Annotated in this window: 17 protein-coding genes; 9 read left to right on the top strand and 8 right to left on the bottom strand. The window is 51.1% G+C overall.

Translation table 11 applies throughout. The features are described 5' to 3' along the window. Nucleotides 1-29 precede the first annotated feature (29 nt). From Q0V21_RS20455 to Q0V21_RS20440, 4 genes are all read left to right on the top strand, one after another. Complete coding sequence (locus Q0V21_RS20455) at nt 30-890, top strand: ABC transporter permease (RefSeq protein WP_052016574.1); 861 nt, start codon at nt 30-32, stop codon at nt 888-890. Nucleotides 891-892: 2 nt separating this feature from the next. Next, the gene (locus Q0V21_RS20450) at nt 893-1,687 is read left to right on the top strand and encodes an ABC transporter ATP-binding protein (RefSeq protein WP_063567603.1); all 795 of its coding nucleotides are present in this window, start codon (nt 893-895) and stop codon (nt 1,685-1,687) included. 144 nt (nt 1,688-1,831) lie between these two features. Continuing rightward, nucleotides 1,832-3,010 carry a winged helix-turn-helix domain-containing protein gene (locus Q0V21_RS20445; protein WP_301880375.1) on the top strand — a complete coding sequence of 393 codons (1,179 nt, stop codon included), beginning with the start codon at nt 1,832-1,834 and terminating at the stop codon, nt 3,008-3,010. 73 nt (nt 3,011-3,083) lie between these two features. After that, nucleotides 3,084-4,427 carry an MFS transporter gene (locus Q0V21_RS20440; protein WP_301880374.1) on the top strand — a complete coding sequence of 448 codons (1,344 nt, stop codon included), beginning with the start codon at nt 3,084-3,086 and terminating at the stop codon, nt 4,425-4,427. A 270-nt stretch (nt 4,428-4,697) separates the two neighbouring features. On the opposite strand, the gene Q0V21_RS20435 is transcribed toward Q0V21_RS20440, so the two are convergent. From Q0V21_RS20435 to Q0V21_RS20420, 4 genes are read right to left on the bottom strand one after another with little or no spacing between them, the layout of a single operon-like run. Next, nucleotides 4,698-5,369 carry a class I SAM-dependent methyltransferase gene (locus Q0V21_RS20435; RefSeq protein ID WP_301246056.1) on the bottom strand — a complete coding sequence of 224 codons (672 nt, stop codon included), beginning with the start codon at nt 5,367-5,369 and terminating at the stop codon, nt 4,698-4,700. Further along, complete coding sequence (locus Q0V21_RS20430; protein ID WP_301880371.1) at nt 5,366-6,799, bottom strand: glycosyltransferase family 4 protein; 1,434 nt, start codon at nt 6,797-6,799, stop codon at nt 5,366-5,368. Before Q0V21_RS20430 ends, Q0V21_RS20435 begins: the two co-directional genes overlap by 4 nt. A gap of 1 nt (nt 6,800) precedes the next feature. Then, entirely contained in the window at nt 6,801-7,793 is a 993-nt protein-coding gene (locus tag Q0V21_RS20425) for a glycosyltransferase (RefSeq protein WP_301880368.1), read from the bottom strand. Further along, a complete protein-coding gene (locus tag Q0V21_RS20420; protein WP_301880367.1) occupies nt 7,793-9,088 on the bottom strand; it encodes a hypothetical protein in 1,296 nt (431 codons plus the stop codon). The genes Q0V21_RS20425 and Q0V21_RS20420 overlap by 1 nt, the downstream gene beginning before the upstream one ends. 427 nt (nt 9,089-9,515) lie before the next feature. On the opposite strand from Q0V21_RS20420, the gene Q0V21_RS20415 reads away from it, so the two are divergent. Genes Q0V21_RS20415 through cydC form a run of 4 tightly spaced genes read left to right on the top strand, consistent with a single transcriptional unit; the run spans nt 9,516 to nt 15,758 of the window. After that, nucleotides 9,516-10,931, top strand: coding sequence for a cytochrome ubiquinol oxidase subunit I (locus Q0V21_RS20415; protein ID WP_285075953.1), 1,416 nt, complete (start codon nt 9,516-9,518; stop codon nt 10,929-10,931). Next, nucleotides 10,915-11,931 carry a cytochrome d ubiquinol oxidase subunit II gene (gene cydB / locus Q0V21_RS20410; protein ID WP_301880638.1) on the top strand — a complete coding sequence of 339 codons (1,017 nt, stop codon included), beginning with the start codon at nt 10,915-10,917 and terminating at the stop codon, nt 11,929-11,931. Before Q0V21_RS20415 ends, cydB begins: the two co-directional genes overlap by 17 nt. Before the next feature lies 1 nt (nt 11,932). Beyond that, the gene (cydD, locus tag Q0V21_RS20405; protein ID WP_301880365.1) at nt 11,933-13,807 is read left to right on the top strand and encodes a thiol reductant ABC exporter subunit CydD; all 1,875 of its coding nucleotides are present in this window, start codon (nt 11,933-11,935) and stop codon (nt 13,805-13,807) included. Nucleotide 13,808: 1 nt separating this feature from the next. Beyond that, a complete protein-coding gene (gene cydC / locus Q0V21_RS20400) occupies nt 13,809-15,758 on the top strand; it encodes a thiol reductant ABC exporter subunit CydC (protein WP_301880364.1) in 1,950 nt (649 codons plus the stop codon). Between the two features lie 202 nt (nt 15,759-15,960). Here the strand turns inward: cydC and Q0V21_RS20395 are convergent, their stop codons facing one another. Further along, nucleotides 15,961-16,920, bottom strand: a complete 960-nt coding sequence (locus Q0V21_RS20395) for an MraY family glycosyltransferase (protein WP_053782675.1) — start codon at nt 16,918-16,920, stop codon at nt 15,961-15,963. Between the two features lie 169 nt (nt 16,921-17,089). Next, entirely contained in the window at nt 17,090-17,398 is a 309-nt protein-coding gene (locus tag Q0V21_RS20390; RefSeq protein ID WP_301880637.1) for an ArsR/SmtB family transcription factor, read from the bottom strand. A 168-nt stretch (nt 17,399-17,566) separates the two neighbouring features. Between Q0V21_RS20390 and Q0V21_RS20385 the strand changes: the two genes are divergently transcribed. Then, nucleotides 17,567-17,956: a nuclear transport factor 2 family protein gene (locus Q0V21_RS20385; RefSeq protein WP_301880361.1), complete on the top strand. Its 390-nt coding sequence runs from the start codon at nt 17,567-17,569 to the stop codon at nt 17,954-17,956. A gap of 628 nt (nt 17,957-18,584) precedes the next feature. On the opposite strand, the gene gntK is transcribed toward Q0V21_RS20385, so the two are convergent. Both gntK and Q0V21_RS20375 read right to left on the bottom strand, forming a co-directional pair. Beyond that, complete coding sequence (gene gntK / locus Q0V21_RS20380; protein WP_301880359.1) at nt 18,585-20,135, bottom strand: gluconokinase; 1,551 nt, start codon at nt 20,133-20,135, stop codon at nt 18,585-18,587. Nucleotides 20,136-20,411: 276 nt separating this feature from the next. Then, nucleotides 20,412-21,239 (bottom strand): carbohydrate ABC transporter permease, encoded by an 828-nt coding sequence (locus tag Q0V21_RS20375; RefSeq protein WP_301880357.1) that lies wholly within the window; start codon nt 21,237-21,239, stop codon nt 20,412-20,414. Between the last annotated feature and the right edge of the window lie 2 nt (nt 21,240-21,241).

Genomic DNA, 21,241 nt, shown 5'->3' with positions numbered 1-21,241 from the left:
CAATCGAGCTTGGATTGTTGTATGCACTGATGGCACTGGGTGTATATATTACATTCCGTATACTGGACTTCCCCGATCTCACCGTAGACGGAAGTTTTACAACAGGAGGCGCAATCGCGGCGGTCATGATATCCAACGACTTCTCTCCTTGGCTCGCTTGCTTGGCAGCAATGGCTGGAGGTATGTTGGCTGGAGCTTGTACAGGTCTGCTGCACACCAAAGGCAAAATTAACGGGCTGTTATCCGGTATTTTGATGATGATTGCCTTATATTCGATTAATATGCGTATTCTTGGCGCACCGAACAAATCCATTATGGGTATGGACAACCCCTTCTCGGGTGAGCATGTCATGATCATCATTATTGTGGTTGTGCTGGTGTTCAAAATCATGCTGGATCTGTTCATGAAAACAGATATTGGTCTGGCCCTGCGCGCAACAGGTGACAACAAACGCATGATCCGCAGCTTTGGTGCAAATACGGATGTCACCACCATTGTTGGTGTTAGTCTGTCCAACGGACTTGTTGCCCTGTCTGGAGCATTTATTGCGCAGCAATCCGGTTTTGCAGACATTACGATGGGGATTGGGATGATTGTCATCGGACTGGCCTCCGTTATTATCGGGGAAGCCATTCTGGGTGCAAGAACCGTATTTTGGGCCACACTGGCGGCCGTCGTCGGTTCAATTATTTACCGGATTGTGGTCGCGATTGCACTCCAGGTCGAATGGTTCGACACATCCGATCTGAAGCTGATTACCGCGGTGATCGTTATTATCGCACTTGTTTTCCCAACTATGCAGCGCTCCATGAAGCAGAAAAGTTTGGCTCGCAAACGAACTGAAGAGCTTATGGGCTCGTCGGGCCAACAGGCGAAGGGAGGCATGTGATCATGCTTGAGATTACACAAGTGACCAAGCTCTTTAATCCGGGAACTACGGACGAGAAAACGGCGCTGGTCGGCGTGAACCTGACGATGAATCCGGGAGACTTTGTGACGGTGATTGGCAGTAACGGCGCGGGCAAATCAACGTTAATGAACATTATCTCAGGCGTTATGAAACCCGACATGGGTGATGTGCTGATTAATGACCGTTCCATCAAAAGCCTGCCGGAGCATAAGCGCAGCAGCTGGATTGGCCGCGTCTTTCAGGACCCGATGGCGGGTACGGCACCGCATATGTCTATTGAGGAGAACATGGCGATGGCGTACAAACGAGGCAAAGGCCGCGGACTGGGCTTCGGAGTTACCCGCGCCAGACGGGAGATTTTCAACGCCCAGTTGGAGAAGCTCGGTATTGGGCTAGACAAACGCCCCAATGCCAAGGTTGGTCTGCTATCCGGTGGTGAACGCCAGGCGCTCAGCCTGCTGATGGCGACATTCACTCAGCCGCAGATTCTGCTGTTGGATGAGCACACGGCTGCGCTTGACCCCTCCCGTGCGGAGCTGATTACTGAATTGACCGAAACGCTTGTACGTGAGATGAGACTCACCACCCTGATGGTCACTCACAATATGGAACAGGCCATTCGTCTGGGCAATCGTCTAATTATGATGGATAAAGGCCGGATTATTCTGGACGTTAGCGAGGAGCGAAAGCGCACGCTGACTGTACCGGAGCTGTTGGGTGAATTTGAACGTATCAGCGGCAAAAAAATGGCGGATGATCGCGTAGTGCTGGGTTAAATTCTGGGGTCACCTTGCTTGCGATCAGCGAAGAGAGCCCGTCCATCTCAATACAAAACCTTTTGCGTTCTCGCAAAGGGTTTTTGTGGTATGTTGAAACAGAATAAGGACTACAATTAGTTAGCATACATAGGAGGGCCAAGCATGTCGTTACAATTCGATGAAGGAACATACACCGTAACCCGGCGTACCGATTCCATTCGCCTGCTCGCGAAGGAATTTGCGCTGCTGCATTTTCTGTATGAGAACAAGGAAAAAGCCTTTACTCGCAGTCAACTCCTGGACCGGGTATGGCCCTTGGAATATCCGGTCGAACGCACTGTGGATGATCACGTGTACCGTCTGCGCAAGAAACTGAAGCGTTGGGAAGAAATTGCAGTGGAGACCGTGCGGGGCTATGGTTACAGGCTTAATATTCGAGCTAATATGGCAATACTGCCCTCTAACCCTTCCGCACAAGATCAGGAGATGCGAGAAGCGATTCATGGATTGTTCCGCAAATATCATCTGTACGGGCAGGGTAAATCGATGCTCACGCTGCTGGATCAGCAAGAAGCGCTGGGCATTGAGGTTGATTCATTCTATCAGCTGTACATCCATTTTATTGTGGGAGATCTGGAATGGCTGATTACAACGACGGAAATTCCTTTGGAAGAACGTTTGTATTGGCTGCTGATTTTTACACATGCCCTGATTGAACCCTCGGAGAGTTTGCTATTGTACGAAAAGGCTCTGAATTCATCCGCATTGTCTGCGGATCAGCATCGTGAACTTCGTATTCTGAACATTGTTGAAGTCTACGCAGAGGTGGGTCAGTATGAACGAGCCAAAGCCCGACTCATGGAAACATATCATGTAATGGAGAAAGATGAATTGATCCATTTCAGACTTCCGGTCAAGCTCTCAGCGTTGTATGTGGAACTGTGGGGTGGCAGCGGCGAAGCGGTAGAGGATCAGATGGCTGTCCTGCATTCCGGGTTGAAAGATGCGCCATACTTGCGGGAAATCGGACGTTTTCAGATTATGGAAGGCCTATGGCTGCTCAGACAGGGTCGAATCCGTGAGGCAGAGCCAAGAATGGACGATGGTCTCGACGTATTGAAAATGACACTGAACGCACCGCTATATCTTAATTCCGCTTACCAGATATTGTTGTTCATGGCACATCACCGGATAGAGGGGCGCCTTCAAAGCAAATACCGTCAAGTCCATGCGGAAATCTCCAAAAGTTACGGTGTGCCTGCTTATGGGCAGCAAATTTTGACCGAAATCTCCACTTTTTTATCCCCCTTTCCTCCAGCCTCTGATCTTCCTCTGATATAACGCCCTTATGATTACAGCCAAGGAACATACAAGCCAGCTAACAAGGCTGTAATCAAGGGAGGAAGCATAACGTATGACCGTCATTTCAAATGACCCCAATTCATCATCCATTCCGTCCAATGGTTCATCCAAAAGCCTATGGGCCAACTTCCGCTTCATGCGGATGTTTATTGCGTATGCGCTCGCGACCTTTGGCGATTGGTTTGATGCACTGGCGATCCAAGTAATGGTCGCTTATCGTTGGGGTGCTGATCCGCTGATCATTGCCCTTATTCCGGTATGTATGGCTGTTCCGGGTATATTGTTGGGTTCTGTTGCAGGGGCACTCGCCGATCGGCTGCATAAGGTGAAAATCATGATGATATGTGATGTGATCACCGTTCTGCTTACGATTGCTATTCTCTTTGCGCCAAGTGCGGGCTGGCTGCTCCCGCTGCTTGCTCTTCGGGCCATGATGGGCGTATTCCATGTGCCAGCCCAGCAGGCGTTGACACGTCAGGTAGTGGCAGAGGAACATCTGTTTCAGGCATCGTCGCTGAATGGTTTTGTGAACCAATGCTCCAAAGTGGCGGGACCGCTGCTGGGCGCAGTCATTCTGGCCGTATTTTCACCACAAGTCTGTATTTTAATCAATGCTTGTACGCGCCTGTTGTCCGGAGCCGTGTTATGGCCTTTACGGCGTTTAACCGAGGAATCGGAACCATCTGCATCGGACGGAATTCCTTTGGGGGCGGCCGAGACCACGGAATCCCTATTCACCCAATGGCAGAAAGGCTGGCATTTTATCCATAAGAGTCGTACCCTTCTGAGTACAATTCTGTTTGGTTGTTTTGGATTAATGGCGATCCTCATGATCGATTATCAGTTTACAACACTATTTCGGGAGATCAAGCCGGGCAATGAAGCTCTGATCGGCTGGCTGGGATCATCTGCGGGAGCCGGCGCGGTTCTGGTTATTTTGCTATTGAATCGGCTTCCTCGAATCGGGTATGGCTGGGGGCTCGGTGGAGGATATGTGCTGATTGGTGCCGGAATTGGTGCGCTGGGCTGGATCGGTCCACAGACGTCTGAGATCTGGGTTATCATATGGGGGCTCTGCATCGGGCTGGGCAATGGCCTGTTTATGGTGACGTTGAATTACCTGCTGCAAAAAGAAACCCCTCCTGCCTATGTAGGCCGTGTATTCGGTATTCAAAACTCGCTTTCCAGTGTCGTGCTGGTCGCTGCTCCACTTGCTGGCGGTGCCTTGATTCGGAGTGTGGGACCCAGTCCCACATTTCAATATATCGGCATGGCGACACTGGCCATTGGTGTGGCAGGCATGCTGCTGCAACGGATCTTATGGGAGGGGGAACAGCCGCATCCAGCAGAGTCGACTGGAGGAGAGCTTGGACAAAAATCCATCAGACAGCCGTGATATCATTGTTGCGGTAAAAAGAAGAGGAACGAGGAGCAGCCGCTTCGGTTACTTAACCGAAAGCGGCTGTTTCCATGGAATAGGTCAGTATATCATGCTTCCCACCAAGAGAAATAAGAAGTGGAGGCCATGAGTCCCCCCACAGTAAGAGAGCCGCTGACGGATAAATTAATGGACTGGCCTGGAGGAACCACGTAACGTCCTAACTCATTAGATAGAAATGGACCTACATGCGGCTAGTTGCTGTGCCGTGATTTGGGCCCATTCGAATCATTCCTTACGAATAACAGCACGAAAACAACGAATCGCCGGGCCATACATGTCAGACCAGATGGCATCCTCGGGTTCATTCACACTTAGCTTGCCCTCGATTGTCAGCCCGGTGACAGCCATAATCGTCTCCAGCAGATCCGGGCGCATCTCGGGCACATCAAACGTGGCAATCAACCGTCCGTCTGGCTTCAGCACCCTGGCGAATTCGCGAAAGGCCCGCAGCATCGTGCCTGTATCCAGATGCTCCAACACGGAGATGCAGAATACGCTGTCAAATTTCTCGGATTCATACGGAAGCTGGGCCAGATTGGCCTGTGCAAGATGTAATCTGTCCAGGCTCGATTCTGGCAGGTCACGTGCTGCCTGCTCGCCAAAATCAGAAGCGATATCCAGCCTGATTGCTTCTCTGGACATAATACGCTCATCCCAATCACAGGCATGAACTTCCCGGCAGTACTCTGCCAGCCAAAATTTGAAGGGATGGGATATACCACAGGCGGCGTCGAGTACGACGTCCTCCTGACGTGCAAACTGGCGCGCCCATTCGTATTCATACGGACGGCTCCACCACGCTGGATGCAGTGGAAAGACCAATGTATCCGTTTTGGGGTCACCCTCCCGAATGTATCTTGATTCCATGAAATCCGTTGCATTTGGCGTATCCATCATCCCCGAATTCCCTCCTTTAATCCTGCTTCTGCCAGAAAAGATTCCAATACCGTACTCCACCTGCTCCGCCAATGGGATATGTCGTAGGACAGTGCCGTCTCACGAGCATAGATACCCAATCGCTCCCGCTCTGCCCTGTCCTGAACGAGACGCACCAGCGCGGCGGTCAGCGCTTCTTCACCTGGAGGTATCAGCAGGCCGTTGAAGCCATCCTGAATCAGATCATTCAGCCCGCCAACATTGGAAGCAACGACCGGAAGCCCGCAGCTCATCGCCTCCAGACAAGCGTAGGACGTTCCTTCCGAGAAAACGGTAGGAATCACAGCGATGTCTGCCTGATGGTAGGCCTCGCGGATATCCCGAAAATCATACGTGCGATGTTTGATTCGGTCTGCATGAGGGTGCGTGCGATGCCAATAACGGAAGGAACTACCTACCGTGCTGCCTTCGACCAGTTCTCCGGCAAATTCGACCTCCAGGTCGGGAAAAGCACCGAGTAGTCGGTCAGCTGCCAGCATCATTGGAATAATGCCCCGTTCCATGCTGATGCGGCGCGGATACAGGATGCGCAGGGGACGCGGAGGGTTCCCATGAATTGCAGCGGTTGTAACTTCGGCCTGCTTCTTCAAATATTCATCCGTCAGCTCATTTGGCTGCCAGCCAGCCACATTCTGTCTGATATCCCCCGAGTCCAGTTCCTCAGCGATTACGGTCACCTCGGATCGATCCGTCCGTAACACGCCGTCTCCATCGTTTCTTTTCCTGACGAGTGATGCAGCATTCAACCCGGAGATGATGGCTCCAGCATGATCTTCATAGCTCGCAAGATCTTTCTTCCATGCAGCCAGCCATTCCTCTTCCTGTTCATGCTCGAACGTACGCCTTGGCGGAGCAGGCGTGAAGTAGGAGGTATCCACTGCATTGGGAATGAGTACAACCTGACCAGGATCGGTAAACGTACAAGCAGCACGGCAAAAGGTCTGAAAATGCGAATCTACCGACACAATGCGTACAAGTCCATCCAGTGCCAGCTGGATATGTTCAGCAACTTGCTGCTTGGTTTCGAGCGGCAACGCAGGACGATCCCAGTTAATCCCGTGGCAGATGCCGAGACTGCCCGGCTTGTAAGCAATGGGCTGCCACAGGCAGCTTGCATAGATTACAGGTCCCCGTGCTGCTGCGGCCATTCGGGCAAAAGCTTCAGGCACATCATTCATATCGTAGGCATATCCATATACATCAATCTGTTCCGTACGAGTCTGAAATGCTTCAAAATAGGACAACTGGTGCACCTCGGGAATGTGTCCCAATCCGCGGATTACGCTGCACAAATCAAGGACGTATCGCTCCAGCCCGCCCCCGAACACCCGGCTGAATTCGCGGTTATATCCATCGGTGAAGCTGTGTGTCAATATGCTGACCACGCCCATCTCACTGCTCCTCCTTCCACGGAATCAGTCGGGGCTCCGGATCAAGAATCGATTCATAGTGCTCCAGGCTGCCCCACTCGCCGTGTGGATCAATTCGTTTGTAACGCAAGTATTTCCGAACCCGATCCTCCAGACTTCCTGCCCAGCCAAGATGCTGAACCTTCAACTCCGTGCTGATTCCGGGCAATACGGTGCAGGGCAAGGGAAGGCGAGGCACATGATGATTTTGCTGCGGATAAAAGTAGGGATAACCCGGCATATAACGGACCAAGGAAGCGGTATGCCGTCGGTGAAGCCCCCAAAGATCATCTTCCCGATAGTGGGTTCGGCCGCCCCACATATCGTAGAAACGGAAAGCAATCCAGTCCGAATGATCCTGGTTAATCAGAGCGCGTATCGCTTTCTTGGCTTCCGCACTGTACAGCTCATCGGCATCGACCGAGAGCAACCAGTCCGGCGAGGTTCCTGCCGCTGCCTGCCACAGAGCGTTACGTAAGCGCCATTCCTCCGCAAATAACGGCTTTTCCAACACTTCCAGGCGAACGACCTTTGGATAGGCCCTGCATATATCTGGTGTTCCATCTGTGCTGGCATCATCCACAATGACAATTTCATCCACGAATTCACTCAGATCGTCCAGCACTTCCTCCAGATATCGTCCGCGCTCGTTACGCACCTGTAGCATGGCGGTCAGTTTATTGTCCTGACTTTTACGAACCCGACGAATCGAGAACGGCTCTCTGAATACGCCTGTATCCTTGTGCTTTACAGCATCCTGATTTCCTGGGTGCTCTGTGCTATATCTTTGATGGGTTTCACTTCGGATATCCAACGGACTCAGCGCATTTTCCAGATGGCTATCGCCAGTTTCCAGTGGCTCAGCGTGCGGTGATTGCGGCGCTTCCGTTAGAGTACGAGTTGTCTCGGATCGTATATCCCTATGCACAATTGGTCCATTCACATGTTGTCTGCGTTTCTTCGGGTCCAGCATCATTATGGCACCTCCCCCAGCAATTGCTGGACGGCATGATCCAGCAGCTCCATCTCGACGATCTGGGCAAGAGCATCTTCATCCTCCAGCGCCATCTCCAAAAATTGTCTCACCGCTCCGTGCCGTTCTCCTCGCAGAGCCAGGGTTAGACCCGATAACTGCCGATAGTCCTGTCGGCTGGCATTATCCTGAATATCCACTGTGTGCACCAAATCCAATGCATCTTCCACACGCCCAGTCTCCTGATAGATACGAAATTTCCAATGTCGTGCCGTTTCGCCGCCGAGTTCATCCAAAATGTGCAATGCGTTTCCGTAATCATCATTCAGACGCAGCAGTTCAGCCTGGACGAGCTGGTTCTCCCCGGCCTCCAGCCAGCGGCAGAGCTGTTCATAATGGTGTCGTTCCTGCTCGTTGCCAGCGCTGATTCCATACACCTGCAACGCATTCTCGATTTCCCCGGTCCTCGCATGAATAGCGGATAGGAATCGATAGTGGGAGCTCACACAATCATTGCGGCCGTTTAATACTGCGTGGGAGAAGGCCTCCTTGAGCGAAGCGACCGCTCTGGAATCTTCGAGCATATATTCATAGGCGGCCAGCAAAAAGGAAATCGTCTCATGCGCTCCTGCTTTGGAGCGAAGCTGACGATAGAAGTCGGCGCGCACACTGCATTGCAGCTGGGTAACCGTATCCTGAACACCCGAGAGGGTCTGTCGCAGCGCATGCAGGAATAGCAGTTCATAGTCCCGGAGAGGCACTTCGAGATCATCCTTTTGCATGACACCAGCAGGAGAGGTATCTTCTCCATTTAGCCAGATGGCACGTACACCCTGGAATACCAGCTTCATATAGCGTGTTTCTGAAGTGGTGCCCACCAGATCGGCGATTCCGACCAGTCTTGAAATGCAGCTTTCCCACAAGGGGGACTCCGCTTCTTCACCAACCGGCTCGGGAAGAAGTACAATACAAAGCTCCGGATTGAGTGAGGCTGAGGCGGTCAGCCAGTAGGGATGAGCAACCACTGCAACCGTTCGGGGCTCCTGCAACAATTGTTCAGCTTCGGGAAGTGTGATGACAGTGATATTCGCAGGCATTTCCTCGGAGCGCTCCAGGCAGCTGACATAGTAGACAGGCCCTTCCGCGACCATCAGAGCAGCGATGTCTGGATAGGGAAAAGCAGACCACCCTCCCTTTCGGGGGAAAAGAACATAACGAAAGGCAGGCAGAGCCGTACCTGATTCTGCAACTACCCCGTAATACGGCTCCGCGTCCGGGATTGGGGACAACTCTTCCATCAATAAATCACCTCACTTGATTTGCATTTTTGTCCGTTCAAGAATTGAAGCAACGTCATCGCAGATTTTTGGATCGTCGTTGCTTTGAATGATATCAATGAAACCAATGGTTCAATATGTAATGCCTTTTTTGCACAGTGTATTTTATGCCTGACACTAACATATGGGCGTTCCGTCCCAAACATGAGCATCTTCCGCGAATAGAGGAAGCTGGCAAGCCCAAAGAATAGGCTTAATTTTTTCTATTGTGTGACCATCGTCACTTTTTTTTGTTGTCATGGCAGGGTTTGTGATAATTGTCACATGTATAAAATAGTCTATCTGGCACAATACGTTCATCAATACGTGTTTGGCTGACAGAAACTGAAGAAGGGGCTTCAATGCCAAATACGAAAACTGCGAAGGAACAGAAAGAAGGGGTAACGGTATGGATCCGATCATGTTATCGCGTATCCAATATGCGCTCACAACGATTTTCCATTTCTTTTTTGTGCCGCTGTCCATCGGTCTTGTGCTGCTGGTAGCGATTATGGAGACGTTGTACGTAGTGAAGGGTAAGGAAGTTTACAAAACGATGGCCAAATTCTGGGGCAAATTGTTTCTGATTAACTTTGCTGTCGGTGTGGTCACAGGCATTCTGCAAGAATTCCAGTTCGGCATGAACTGGTCGGAGTACTCCCGCTTTGTTGGGGACGTATTTGGTGCGCCACTGGCTGTGGAAGCCCTGCTGGCGTTTTTTATGGAGTCTACCTTTATTGGCCTCTGGATTTTCGGATGGGATCGCTTGTCCAAGAAAGTGCACTTGGCCTGTATCTGGCTGGTATTTGTCGGCACATTTCTGTCTGCGCTCTGGATTCTGGCAGCCAATTCATTCATGCAGCACCCGGTAGGCTTCGAGATTAATAATGGCCGTGCCGAGATGAATGATTTCTTTGCACTGATTACCAATGGTCAACTGCTGGTGGAGTTCCCGCACACGATTTTTGGTGCCTTGATGACAGGGGCATTTGTCGTAACCGGCATTAGTGCTTACAAGCTGATGAAGAAGCAGGATGTGGAGATTTTCCGCAAATCATTTAACATTGCCATCATTATTGGCCTGGTTTCCTCGTTGGGGGTTGCTTTCTCGGGTCACTTCCAGGCGCAATATCTGGTGGAGACGCAGCCGATGAAAATGGCCGCCAGTGAAGGAACATGGACGACGACGGAAGACCCTGCACCATGGACGGTGGTGGCTTTTATCGATCCGAACAAACAGGAGAATTCCGGCGAGATCAAGATCCCTGGATTACTCAGTTATCTGTCCTATAGCAAGTTCTCCGGCAGTGTCAAAGGCATGAAAGAACTGCAAGCGGAGTACGAGCAAACGTATGGACCAGGCGACTATATTCCACCAGTCCGGACGACATTCTGGAGCTTCCGCATCATGATTGCTGCGGGTGGATTGATGATTTTGCTGGCTATATACGGTACATTCCTGACGATGCGCCGGAGGTTAGAGGGAGCAGGCAAGTGGTTTATGCGTCTGATGGTGTTCGCCATCTCCCTGCCGTTTATCGCCAATACGTCAGGCTGGATTATGACTGAGGTAGGAAGGCAGCCTTGGACGGTATTCGGCTACATGACGACTGCAGCCGGGGTATCCCCGAACGTAAGCGCAGGACAGATATTGTTCTCCACCATTGCGTTTACAGCAGCTTATACGGTTCTCGGCATTGTGATGGTTTATCTGTTCGTTCGTGAAATCAAGGCCGGGCCATATGCAGTCGAAAAGCCGGAGGAGCATGATGAATCGGCCGATCCGTTCGGCGTGGATGGGGGTTATTCTGTTGTCACTAAGTGAGTTGTGGTTTTTGCTGATTGCCGTCTTGTTTGTTGGTTTTTTCTTTCTGGAAGGTTTTGATTTTGGTGTGGGCATGTCCACTGCAATCATCGGCAAAACGGATCGTGAACGTCGTACGCTGATCAACTCGATCGGTCCGTTCTGGGATGGCAATGAGGTTTGGCTGATTACGGCGGGGGGTGCAATGTTTGCTGCCTTCCCGCACTGGTACGCCACGCTGTTCAGCGGTTTTTATCTGCCGCTGGTGGTGGTGCTGCTGGCCTTGATCGGCCGCGGAGTTGCCTTTGAGTTCCGCAGCAAGATGAGACATGAACGCTGGCGCAAAACTTGGGACATCATCATCGTAGTCTCCAGTGCGTTACTGCCGTTCTTGTTCGGGGTTGTTTTCGCTACCTTGATGAAAGGCCTACCTATTGATGCGCAGATGCAGCTTCGCCCCGGCTTCCTGGACATCGTCAATCCGTATACGGTGGTAGGTGGGTTGAGCGTGACGTTGTTATGTCTGGTCCATGGTCTGCTGTTTGCTTCCTTGCGGACCGTCGGAGATCTTAGAGAACGTGCCCTGAATATGGCCAAAAAGCTGATGCTACCGCTGGCCGCGATCCTCGCGATCTACGCTGTGATGACATACTTCATGACCGATGTGTTCGCCGTACGCGGCTGGGCACTCTGGATTATGGTTGTCCTGGGTGCTGCTGCATTGGGTTTGGCGGCTTACTTCGTGCGTCAGAAGCGTGAAGCATGGGCCTTCGGCATGACAGGAGCCGTGATTGCGATCGCGTTTGCCTCCGTATTCATCGGTCTGTTCCCAAGGGTCATGGTGAGTTCAATGGGTTCGGCGTTTGACCTGACGGTCTATAATGCTTCATCCGGTGCATATTCGCTGAAAGTGATGACAATTGTGGCTTGTACGCTGCTTCCGTTTGTACTCGGCTATCAGATCTGGAGTTATTACATTTTCCGCAAACGTCTGAACGATCAGCATCACCTGGAGTACTGAGATGGGACGGGGGCTGCTGAAGCTGCCGGGCATCCGTCCGGTACTCGCGCTGGCCTCAGCGCTGGTGCTGTTGCAGGCGATGACGATTATCATGCAGGCCAAATGGCTGGCACAGTCCATTACGGCATTGTTTGAAGGTTCAACCGTAACGGAGCAGTACCCGGTGCTGCTGTGGTTCCTGGCTGCTTTTGCCGCCCGCTATGCCATCTCCTTCTGGTTGCAGCTCATTGCTTCAAGATTTGCGGAGAAGACAGGAAACGATCTGCGCCAGCAGATGGTGCTTCAGTGGTTTCGGCTGGGGCCGCGTTATGCCAAAACGGAGGGAACAGGGCACCTGGTAACGTTGGCGCGCGAAGGAACAGCCCAGTATAAGACGTATCTGGAACTGTTTATTCCTCGAATGCTGGGGATGGGATTCACGCCAATCGTTATTCTGTTGTACGTCTTCAAGCTGGATATGATGTCCGGGGTGATTTTGACGCTGACGCTGCCTATCCTGATCGTGTTTATGATTCTGGTGGGTTTGGCTGCACAGCGAAAGATCGACGGACAGTTCAAGTCCTACAAAGCGTTGGCGAACCATTTCGTGGATACGCTGCGAGGATTGGAGACATTGAAAACACTGGGACAGAGCAGCAGACATGGCGAGACAATTATTCGGGTCAGCCAGCGTTATCGTAAGGCTACGATGTCTACCCTGCGCATGGCTTTTCTGTCCTCATTCGCACTCGATTTCTTCACCATGCTGTCGGTGGCTTCGGTGGCGGTTGGTTTGGGGCTGCGGCTGACGGAAGGGCATATGCTGATTGGGCCGGCGCTGACTGTACTCATTCTCGCACCCGAATACTTCCTGCCTGTACGAATGGTAGGCGCAGATTACCACGCCACATTGGATGGCAAGGAGGCCGGGGAAACGATCAGTCAGATGATTGAACGAGGGAAATTGGCCGAACGTAAGCAAAAGGAAGAATACACGAGTGCTGTTCTGCATGATGTGTCAGAAAAGAACGGGGAATCCTCTTCGCCTGAGCCTTTTTCTGGCCCATGCGATGTGCCTCCATCCACTATAAGGGTGGTTTTGGGTAAGGTAAGTGATCGGAGTGGCGTCGCTGCTTCCTCATCGAAACCGTTCTGGGAGGCGACCTGTAGAGTAGCGCTCACCAACGTACAGGTGCGGCATGAGGAAGATGGGCCATGCTCGCTGAATGATGTGACGTTTCAGGTTTCCGGTCTTGGCAAAGTAGGCATTATTGGAGCCAGCGGAGCAGGGAAATCAACCTTGATTGATGTATTGGCAGGCTTCCAGCCACTTACTTCAGGCCAATTCTTATACAACGGCCAGCCCTTATCTCCAGAGATGATGGAGGATTGGCGCAAACAAACGGCTGCTATCCCGCAGCATCCATACATTTTCAGTGGCAGTCTGGCGGATAACATTCGATTTTATAAGCCGGAAGCTTCGGATGCGGAGGTGGCAGAAGCCATTCGCGCAGCTGGTTTGCACAAGCTTGCTTCCTCATTGCCGAATGGGTTGCAGGAGCTGATTGGGGCCGGGGGAAGGCAGCTCAGCGGCGGGCAGGAACAGCGGGTGGCTTTGGCGAGAGCCCTGCTTAGTGCGCGCCCGATTCTCCTACTGGATGAGCCGACCGCTCATCTGGATGTGGAGACCGAGTATGAACTGAAACAGACGATGCTGCCGCTGTTTGAGGGCAAGCTGGTGTTTCTGGCAACACATCGACTGCACTGGATGCCCCATATGGACAGGATAATCGTAATGGATGGCGGCACGGTTGCAGAGACAGGAACACATGAGGAATTGTTGGCACGACAAGGCGTATATTACCAGATGATTCAGGCCCAGATGGAGGCGGTATGAGATGAAAGCCGGATACGAGCAGACAGAAACAGCCCATAGCGGGAGCGAAAAGAATAGTTGGATCACTCCGTACGTGGCACAGTACCGCTGGAGATTGGTGGCAGTCATTGCGCTGGGGTTATGCGCTACGCTATGTGCTGTCATGCTGCTCTTCACCTCCGGGTTTCTGATCTCCAAGTCAGCGCTCCGTCCTGAAAATATTTTGATGGTATATGTACCGATTGTGGGTGTTCGTGCATTTGGGATTTTCCGTGCCGTATTCCGGTATGTCGAACGTCTGGCCGGACATGATGCCGTTTTGCGTGTGCTTGCGGATCAGCGCGTGAAGCTGTATCGGATTTTGGAGCCGCAAGCACTGTTTCTGCGCTCCCGCATGCAGACAGGAGACGTACTTGGTGCTCTCGCAGAGGACGTGGAACGACTGCAGGATATTTACCTGCGTACGGTGTTTCCGGCGGTTACGGCGCTCGTGATGTACGGTGGAGCTGTTGTAGCTTTTGGCAGCGTTGATCTGGGGTTTGCACTGTGGATGGGTTTATATATGCTTTTTCTGGTGGCCGTGCTGCCTGACATCTCACTCCGTGTGACGTGGAAATTGCGGGTGCGACTGAAGCGGGAGAATGCTAAATTGTACACTCGGCTGACAGATGGTGTGCTTGGCCTTGGGGATTGGGTAGCGAGTGGACGAGCCGCTGAATTTGTACGTCGGCAGGGAGAGGCAGAAGGACAGGCAGATATTATTCAGCTCCGATTACGGCAATGGACGCGCTGGCGTGATCTGTTAGCTCAGTGCGTGATTGGATTAATGGTCGTATCCGTGACGTTATGGGCGGGAAGTTCGGCTTCTGCCGGGCAGCTGCCTGCGGTCATGATTGCTGCATTTGTGTTGGTGCTGTTTCCACTCACGGAAGCATTGCTGCCCGTAGGCGATGCCGTAGAGCATATCCCGCAGTATCGTGAATCGCTGGAACGATTGCAGCACTTGGAAGGTGAAGAGCATACGTCAGAACAGTCTGGAATTGAAGAATTGAATGCAGCAGCCAGAGTGAAAGAGGATATGACCTCAGGTGTATCAGGCAGCAATTCGGTAGCTGGACAGCAGCCGGGTTCCCTGGAGCGCACAGAGAGTGCATCGGATCGACGTATTCGCTTGCGCATTCCGCCCAGGCTGCGAGCTGATATTCAGATCGATCAGGTGAGTTATCGTTATACGCCAGATGCTCCATTTGCAGTGCAGGATGTATCCCTTCATCTTCCTCAGGGCAAACGTTTGGCTATTCTCGGTCGCAGTGGCGGAGGAAAGTCGACCCTTCTGAAGCTGATTCAGGGCGCGTTGCTTCCATCCGCCGGGAACGTGTTAATCAATGATCTTCCAGTACAAACGCTAGGCGAGAATGTACCGGATGTTATTGCCGTGCTGAATCAAAGCCCGCATTTATTTGATACGACGGTAGCCAACAACTTGCGAATTGGCCGTCCGCATGCAACAGACGAGGAGATCCAGCGAGTGGCCGCGCAAGTAGGTCTATCCGATCTCATTGAATCTTTACCACAGGGGTACGATACTCCGATGCTGGAGACCGGTCTTCGTTTCTCTGGTGGAGAAAGACAGCGGATTGCGCTGGCCCGGGTGCTGCTTCGCGAAACGCCTGTCGTTATTTTCGATGAGCCGACGGTAGGACTTGATCCTGTGACGGAACGAGCGCTCATGCGAACGATTCTGGACAGCATGCAGGGCAAAACGATGATCTGGGTCACCCATCACCTGATGGGAGCGGAACGGATGGATGAAGTTATTTTTATGGAAAATGGACAGATCACCATGCAGGGTTCTCACGAACAATTGCTGGCTCGGGAAGAGCGTTATCGCCGTCTGATCGAACTCGATCGACCGGGATGGGTAGATGGGCAGAAACCTGCGGTTCCACTGTCATCTGTAGCTCCAAGATAAGAGCGAATATAAGGTCCAGATGCAGGCAGGGGCGGGTATCGGATAGGGTAGAGTGCGTAGACAGAGGTTTGTGCACGACAAGATAGCTACTCCGTTAGAAGGTTAATTCGCTTCGTTAGTGACATAGCAAGAGACGAGCCACAAAATTATTGGGCTCGTCTCTTTTTTTACAACCTTATGTTGTAACGTTTGTTTCTAACATTTACATCTCCACCAGCATCAAAATAATGGACGAGAGGCAAAGGCAGGTACTGATGAGGTACAGGACCCCAACTACCTGTTTGTGATTCAGACCAGCACGCAGCAAGCGATAATGTGCTTGACTCGCATCTGCCTGATAGATGGCTTTGCCTTGGATAAAACGTTTGATGACCACAAAAATGTTGTCGAAGATCGGCACACCGAGCGCCAAAATAGGGATAAAAATGGACAGCATGGTCGCTTGTTTGAATGCACCGTCCAAGGCGATTACCGCCAGAATAAAGCCGAGAAACGTAGCTCCTGCATCGCCCATGAACACCTTAGCGGGAGCTTTGTTATATTTCAGATAACCAAGGGTTACACCAACCAGCGTAATGGCCATGAGGGCAGAATCCGTTTGTCCTTTGGTCATTGCAACGATGAACAATGTAATGGCCGAGATAGCGGACAAACCGCCTGCCAGCCCATCCATGCCATCCGTGAAGTTAATGACTGTCGTCACACCGAAGATCCACAGGATCGTCAGAATGAATTGCAGCCAGATCGGGAGCATGATGTATTCGGAGTTGAAGGGATTCACGAATCCCGTGAAAGCAATGCCGGAAGCAAATACGAGCACGGCCGCCGAGACCTGAATAATCATCTTGGGCAGGGCAGGGAAGTCTTTGCCTTTGGTTTTGTACCAGTCATCGACTGTGCCAATCGTTAACAGCAGCATACCGCCAGCGACCAGGGCCGCCGTTTCCCATGAGATTTCTTTCGTCAGAACAATGTATGTCAGGAAGAATCCAGTAAATATCGCGTAACTCGCCGTCAGTGGAATGGGCTGCCTGTGCAGCTTGCGCTCCACGTCTTGCCGGGGCTTGTCCACAAAATCGAGCCGATGTGCCAGTCGACCAAGCGGCGGAATAAGCAGAACCACGACAGCAAAAGACAGCATAAAAGCCAGTATGTATACCATAAATTCGCTTGATTCACTCCTATCTAGCAATTTCCCCCTATTATACGAGCTAAACAGGAAATCTGTCGATGTCATTATTGTAACCTAAGCTTGATTCAAACTTGTACGAGAGCCAAATTTAGCTTAGAGTCTCTGTGGCAGATAGGAGCCGAAGATAGCAATTGTGGTATCATTCCTCGGTGGTATTCAGAATCAGTTCAACAAGACCGGGAAAACGGGTGTTCAAATCGTCCTTACGCAAAGAGTAAAAATGTTGTTTGCCTTCAATGCGAGGCTGGATAAGGCCTGCTTCACGCAGGATTTTAATGTGATGAGACAACGTTGATTTGGAAATATGGTCTACTTCGAAGGCGGAACAGTTTTTCTCACCAGAGCTGGCCAGACAGTGTGCAATTTTCATCCGTACCGGATCACCGAGTGCGTTGCAGACCGTAGTCAGATTCAATTCCGAAGCCATAGGTATCGTTGGAGTTTTCATATCTATGACGGTAGCATATTCGACAATCTCTTTCAATGTTTGATTTTTTTCGAACTGAGGGTTGTCCTGGGAATGGAAAGTGTGATACATTTCATCTCAGTTGTTAGTTTGAAATTTTTCGAACTATATAATGCAAAAGCGGATTGTATAATTTTAGGAGGAATATGAATGAGCACAACAAGCAATACGACAATGTTAAACAACTATTTCCGTTTATTTGACGCTTCCCGTACGGACGAACGTGCAATGCAGGATCTGTTATCCCTGTTTACACCGGATGCAGAGATTGTTCTGAACGGCACCAGCAGAACAGGTTTCGATGGTTTTATGAATGCATTTTACGAATACAATAGCGATGTGAAACACATGTGGGATCGTTGGGAGCTTCAACCGGACGGCAGCTATCAGACGAACTGGGCCTTATGTGGGCTAGCGACAGATGGTACCGTATATGCCAAAACAGGCATCGATATTGCTCGTGTGAATGAGGCGGGGCAGATTGCATATTTGGAAAACGTGCAGTCCGATAAGGATGCATTCAGCAAATATAACCAGTAATTTTCATGTACCTGTAGACAACCTAAAACTTCACAGCAGCTTCATGCTGTGGAGTTTTGTTATGCCCATATGTCAATCATTTTATATTCAGCATGCTGATTGCCACTATTTTGCTTAACATACTCATCAGCACGTTATTAAGTGTGAGGTGAGCGGAGGAGTAACGAGGAACATTCTTATTATATTTTGTGGAAAAAAAGCCTGCATGAAAAAGGCCGTCCCCCATTGCACTAGGGGACGGCCCTCATGAAATTGCATCTGACTGGTCATCGGGGTGTCATATGTTATTACGAACCGGGCGCAGCCCCCAGCGACCATCCATAGCATGGATAGGGTGAACGGCTACTTCCAACGAATCTCACACACGCTATTGGAGGGTATTCGGCATAATCAAATTTTTAACGAATCTCAGGCACGCTATTGCCCTGTATTTTCAACTTATAGGCAGATATATGCTGCAATTACCCGGTATAAGGTGGCTGAAGTTCGTTAGAATACTAAACCAAGCTTTAAACCTCTAATAAGGTGCGTACGGTTCGTTAGCGTATGGCGTTTGGCAGAAGGAAGGCGGTCCTGTAATGAACTCGCCGACTTGCCTGCTTACTCACTCACCATTCACCCAATCCACTCACTTCTGCATCGTTTTGTTCTGAAAAGCAGCGATATCGGCATACTCCTCTTCAAACTTACGGGAGATGCGGATGAAGATCGGCAGCAGTTCGCGATAGACGCGCACGCTATCCAGGTCTGGCTGATGCCGATGGGTCGATCCAATCATGCCGGAGACGGCACTGAGGGAATCGATGCGGCCAAGGGCATACAGCCCCAGTACGGCTGCCCCGAGGCAGGAACTCTCGATGCTTTCGGGAATGATGACATCCTGATCGAAAATATCAGCCATCATCTGGCGCCATAGTTCAGAGCGGGCGAAGCCGCCTGTGGCCTGGATCTTTTTCGGACGACCGATTTTCTCTTCAATTGCCAACATGACGGTGTACAGATTAAACAAGACACCTTCCAGAGCAGCGCGGATCATGTGCTCCTTCTTGTGATGCAGCGTCAGGCCAAAGAACGAGCCGCGAGCATTAGGGTTCCACAGTGGAGCCCGCTCACCCGTCATGTATGGATGGAACAACAGGCCTTCTGAGCCTGGCGGTACATTTTCGGCAACACGTGTCAATACTTCATATGGATCAATCCCAAGGCGTTTCGCGGTCTCTACCTCGGATGCTGCAAACTCATCCCGAATCCAGCGGAATATAACCCCGCCATTATTCACTGGACCTCCAATCACCCACGCATCCTCGGTGAGCGCATAACAGAAGAAGCGTCCTTTCGGATCGGTGACCGGCTTGTCCACAACGGTACGAATCGCTCCGCTGGTCCCGATGGTAACGGCCACGACGCCTGGATCAATGGCGTTTACGCCCAGATTGGAGAGCACGCCGTCACTTGCTCCGATGACAAATGGCGTCGTGTCCGCAACACCCATCTCTTTGGCATACTCAGGATTTAAGCCTTTCTTGAGCAGATGAGTCGTCGGCACAAGGCGGGACAGGTGATTCGGAGTGATGCCTGCGACATGTAGTGCTTCCTCGTCCCAGTCAAGCTTTTCGAGATTCATCAGTCCGGTGGCGGAGGCCATGGAATGGTCAATCACATACTCGGAGAACAATTTATAAAAAACATATTCTTTCATTGAAATGAACTTGTGCGTCTGTTTGGACAGTTCCGGTTGATCTCGGGTCAACCACATGATTTTGGTCAGGGGTGACATGGGATGAATCGGTGTGCCTGTTCTTAAATAAATTTCGTGACCGTTCATTTCGGTTTTGAGTGCTTCCGTCCACTCGGCACTGCGATTGTCTGCCCATGTCATCGCCCGCATCAGCGGTTTGCCATGTTCATCGACGGGCAGAATGCTGTGCATGGCTGAACTGAACGAGACAAACAGAATTTCATCCGGTTTGATGCCCGCCTTGGAGGTCGCCTGTTTAACCGATTCTACGACGGCTTTAAAAATATCTTCCGCATCCTGCTCTGCAATCGCAGGAGTAGGGGTATACAGCGGGTAATCGGCACCGCCTTGAGCCACGATGGTTCCGTTCTCTTCAAACAGGACGGCCTTCGTGGAGGTGGTGCCGATATCTACGCCGATCATATAGGGTGAAGAAGCCATTTTGTCATCCCTCTTTCTTGAATATATAAGTTAAATGAATACTGTTACACGTTTACACTCCGGGTACAGAAAGCCTTCCGATCGCCGTTATCCCCAAATTTCTTTGATCCCTCTTCAAAGGGAGAAATTTAGTTATAAATGCGAACATTTCATTTCTCCAGGCCCTTTCTGTCCCCTCCGTCCACGTGGCGCTATTCACCCAACTTATATGGCATCTGTTATTTATCTATAGATAAGAATATCAGACTTGAGGGATGGATCAAAATGCAGCTGTCCCTAATCCTTTACCGCCCCTGCGGCAATATCGGAGATAAACTGGCGGCTGATGAACAGGAACATCACGATCAGCGGAATAACGGCCAGCAGTGTACCTGCGATAACCATTGCATAATCCGTATTGTACAATCCGTTTAATTGAGACAGCGCAATCTGCAGTGTATACTTTCGCACATCCGTCAAGACAATCAGGGGCCAGAGATAATCATTCCATACGCCAATAAATGTGAACGCCCCGAGGAAGGCGAAGGCAGGCCGCAGAATGGGCAATGCCACGTTCCAATAGAGCCGGAAGAAATTACAGCCATCGATGCGTCCGGCATCCAGCAGGTCATTCGGAATAGACTCCGTGGCATACTGGCGAATCCAGAAGATGCCGAAGGCGTTCACCATGCCCGGAATAATGAGGGCTTTGAAGGAACCGACCCATCCGAACGTCGCCATGAGCACGAAGGAAGGCACCAGCGACAGCTGGGAAGGCACCATCATGGTGGCGAGCAGCAGGACGAAGAGCCATTTTTTGCCCGGAAATTCAAACTTCGCAAACGCAAACCCTGCCAGTGAATCAAAAAACAGCACCAGTATCGTCACCAAACCCGCCACAAACAACGTATTCATGAATGCGCCCCAGAAGTCAATCTGCTGAAGCACCCGACTAACATTGTTCCACAGTTCGCCCCCAAACCAGAGCTGAGGTGGGAACTTATAGATATCGGACGTCGTCCGGGTGGACATTACAATCAGCCAATAGAACGGGAACATGGAAATGAGCATGCCCCCGATAAGACCGGTATACAACACCAGCGATTTGAGAGATTTGGACGTCATGA

Origin of the sequence: Paenibacillus sp. 11B, assembly GCF_030487755.1 — a bacterium.
Lineage (GTDB): Bacteria > Bacillota > Bacilli > Paenibacillales > Paenibacillaceae > Paenibacillus > Paenibacillus vandeheii.
Note: the sequence above shows the minus strand (reverse complement) of the source record. Positions and strands in the feature narration are given on the sequence as shown.

Excerpts from the sequence above, each read along its gene's own strand:
- Q0V21_RS20455 (WP_052016574.1), top strand. The coding sequence starts at position 30 with ATGGCACTGGGTGTATATATTACATTCCGTATACTGGACTTCCCCGAT.
- Q0V21_RS20450 (WP_063567603.1), top strand. The coding sequence starts at position 893 with ATGCTTGAGATTACACAAGTGACCAAGCTCTTTAATCCGGGAACTACG.
- Q0V21_RS20445 (WP_301880375.1), top strand. The coding sequence starts at position 1,832 with ATGTCGTTACAATTCGATGAAGGAACATACACCGTAACCCGGCGTACC.
- Q0V21_RS20440 (WP_301880374.1), top strand. The coding sequence starts at position 3,084 with ATGACCGTCATTTCAAATGACCCCAATTCATCATCCATTCCGTCCAAT.
- Q0V21_RS20435 (WP_301246056.1), bottom strand. The coding sequence starts at position 5,369 with ATGATGGATACGCCAAATGCAACGGATTTCATGGAATCAAGATACATT.
- Q0V21_RS20430 (WP_301880371.1), bottom strand. The coding sequence starts at position 6,799 with ATGGGCGTGGTCAGCATATTGACACACAGCTTCACCGATGGATATAAC.
- Q0V21_RS20425 (WP_301880368.1), bottom strand. The coding sequence starts at position 7,793 with ATGATGCTGGACCCGAAGAAACGCAGACAACATGTGAATGGACCAATT.
- Q0V21_RS20420 (WP_301880367.1), bottom strand. The coding sequence starts at position 9,088 with ATGGAAGAGTTGTCCCCAATCCCGGACGCGGAGCCGTATTACGGGGTA.
- Q0V21_RS20415 (WP_285075953.1), top strand. The coding sequence starts at position 9,516 with ATGGATCCGATCATGTTATCGCGTATCCAATATGCGCTCACAACGATT.
- cydD (WP_301880365.1), top strand. The coding sequence starts at position 11,933 with ATGGGACGGGGGCTGCTGAAGCTGCCGGGCATCCGTCCGGTACTCGCG.
- cydC (WP_301880364.1), top strand. The coding sequence starts at position 13,809 with ATGAAAGCCGGATACGAGCAGACAGAAACAGCCCATAGCGGGAGCGAA.
- Q0V21_RS20395 (WP_053782675.1), bottom strand. The coding sequence starts at position 16,920 with ATGGTATACATACTGGCTTTTATGCTGTCTTTTGCTGTCGTGGTTCTG.
- Q0V21_RS20390 (WP_301880637.1), bottom strand. The coding sequence starts at position 17,398 with ATGAAAACTCCAACGATACCTATGGCTTCGGAATTGAATCTGACTACG.
- Q0V21_RS20385 (WP_301880361.1), top strand. The coding sequence starts at position 17,567 with ATGAGCACAACAAGCAATACGACAATGTTAAACAACTATTTCCGTTTA.
- gntK (WP_301880359.1), bottom strand. The coding sequence starts at position 20,135 with ATGGCTTCTTCACCCTATATGATCGGCGTAGATATCGGCACCACCTCC.
- Q0V21_RS20375 (WP_301880357.1), bottom strand. The coding sequence starts at position 21,239 with ATGACGTCCAAATCTCTCAAATCGCTGGTGTTGTATACCGGTCTTATC.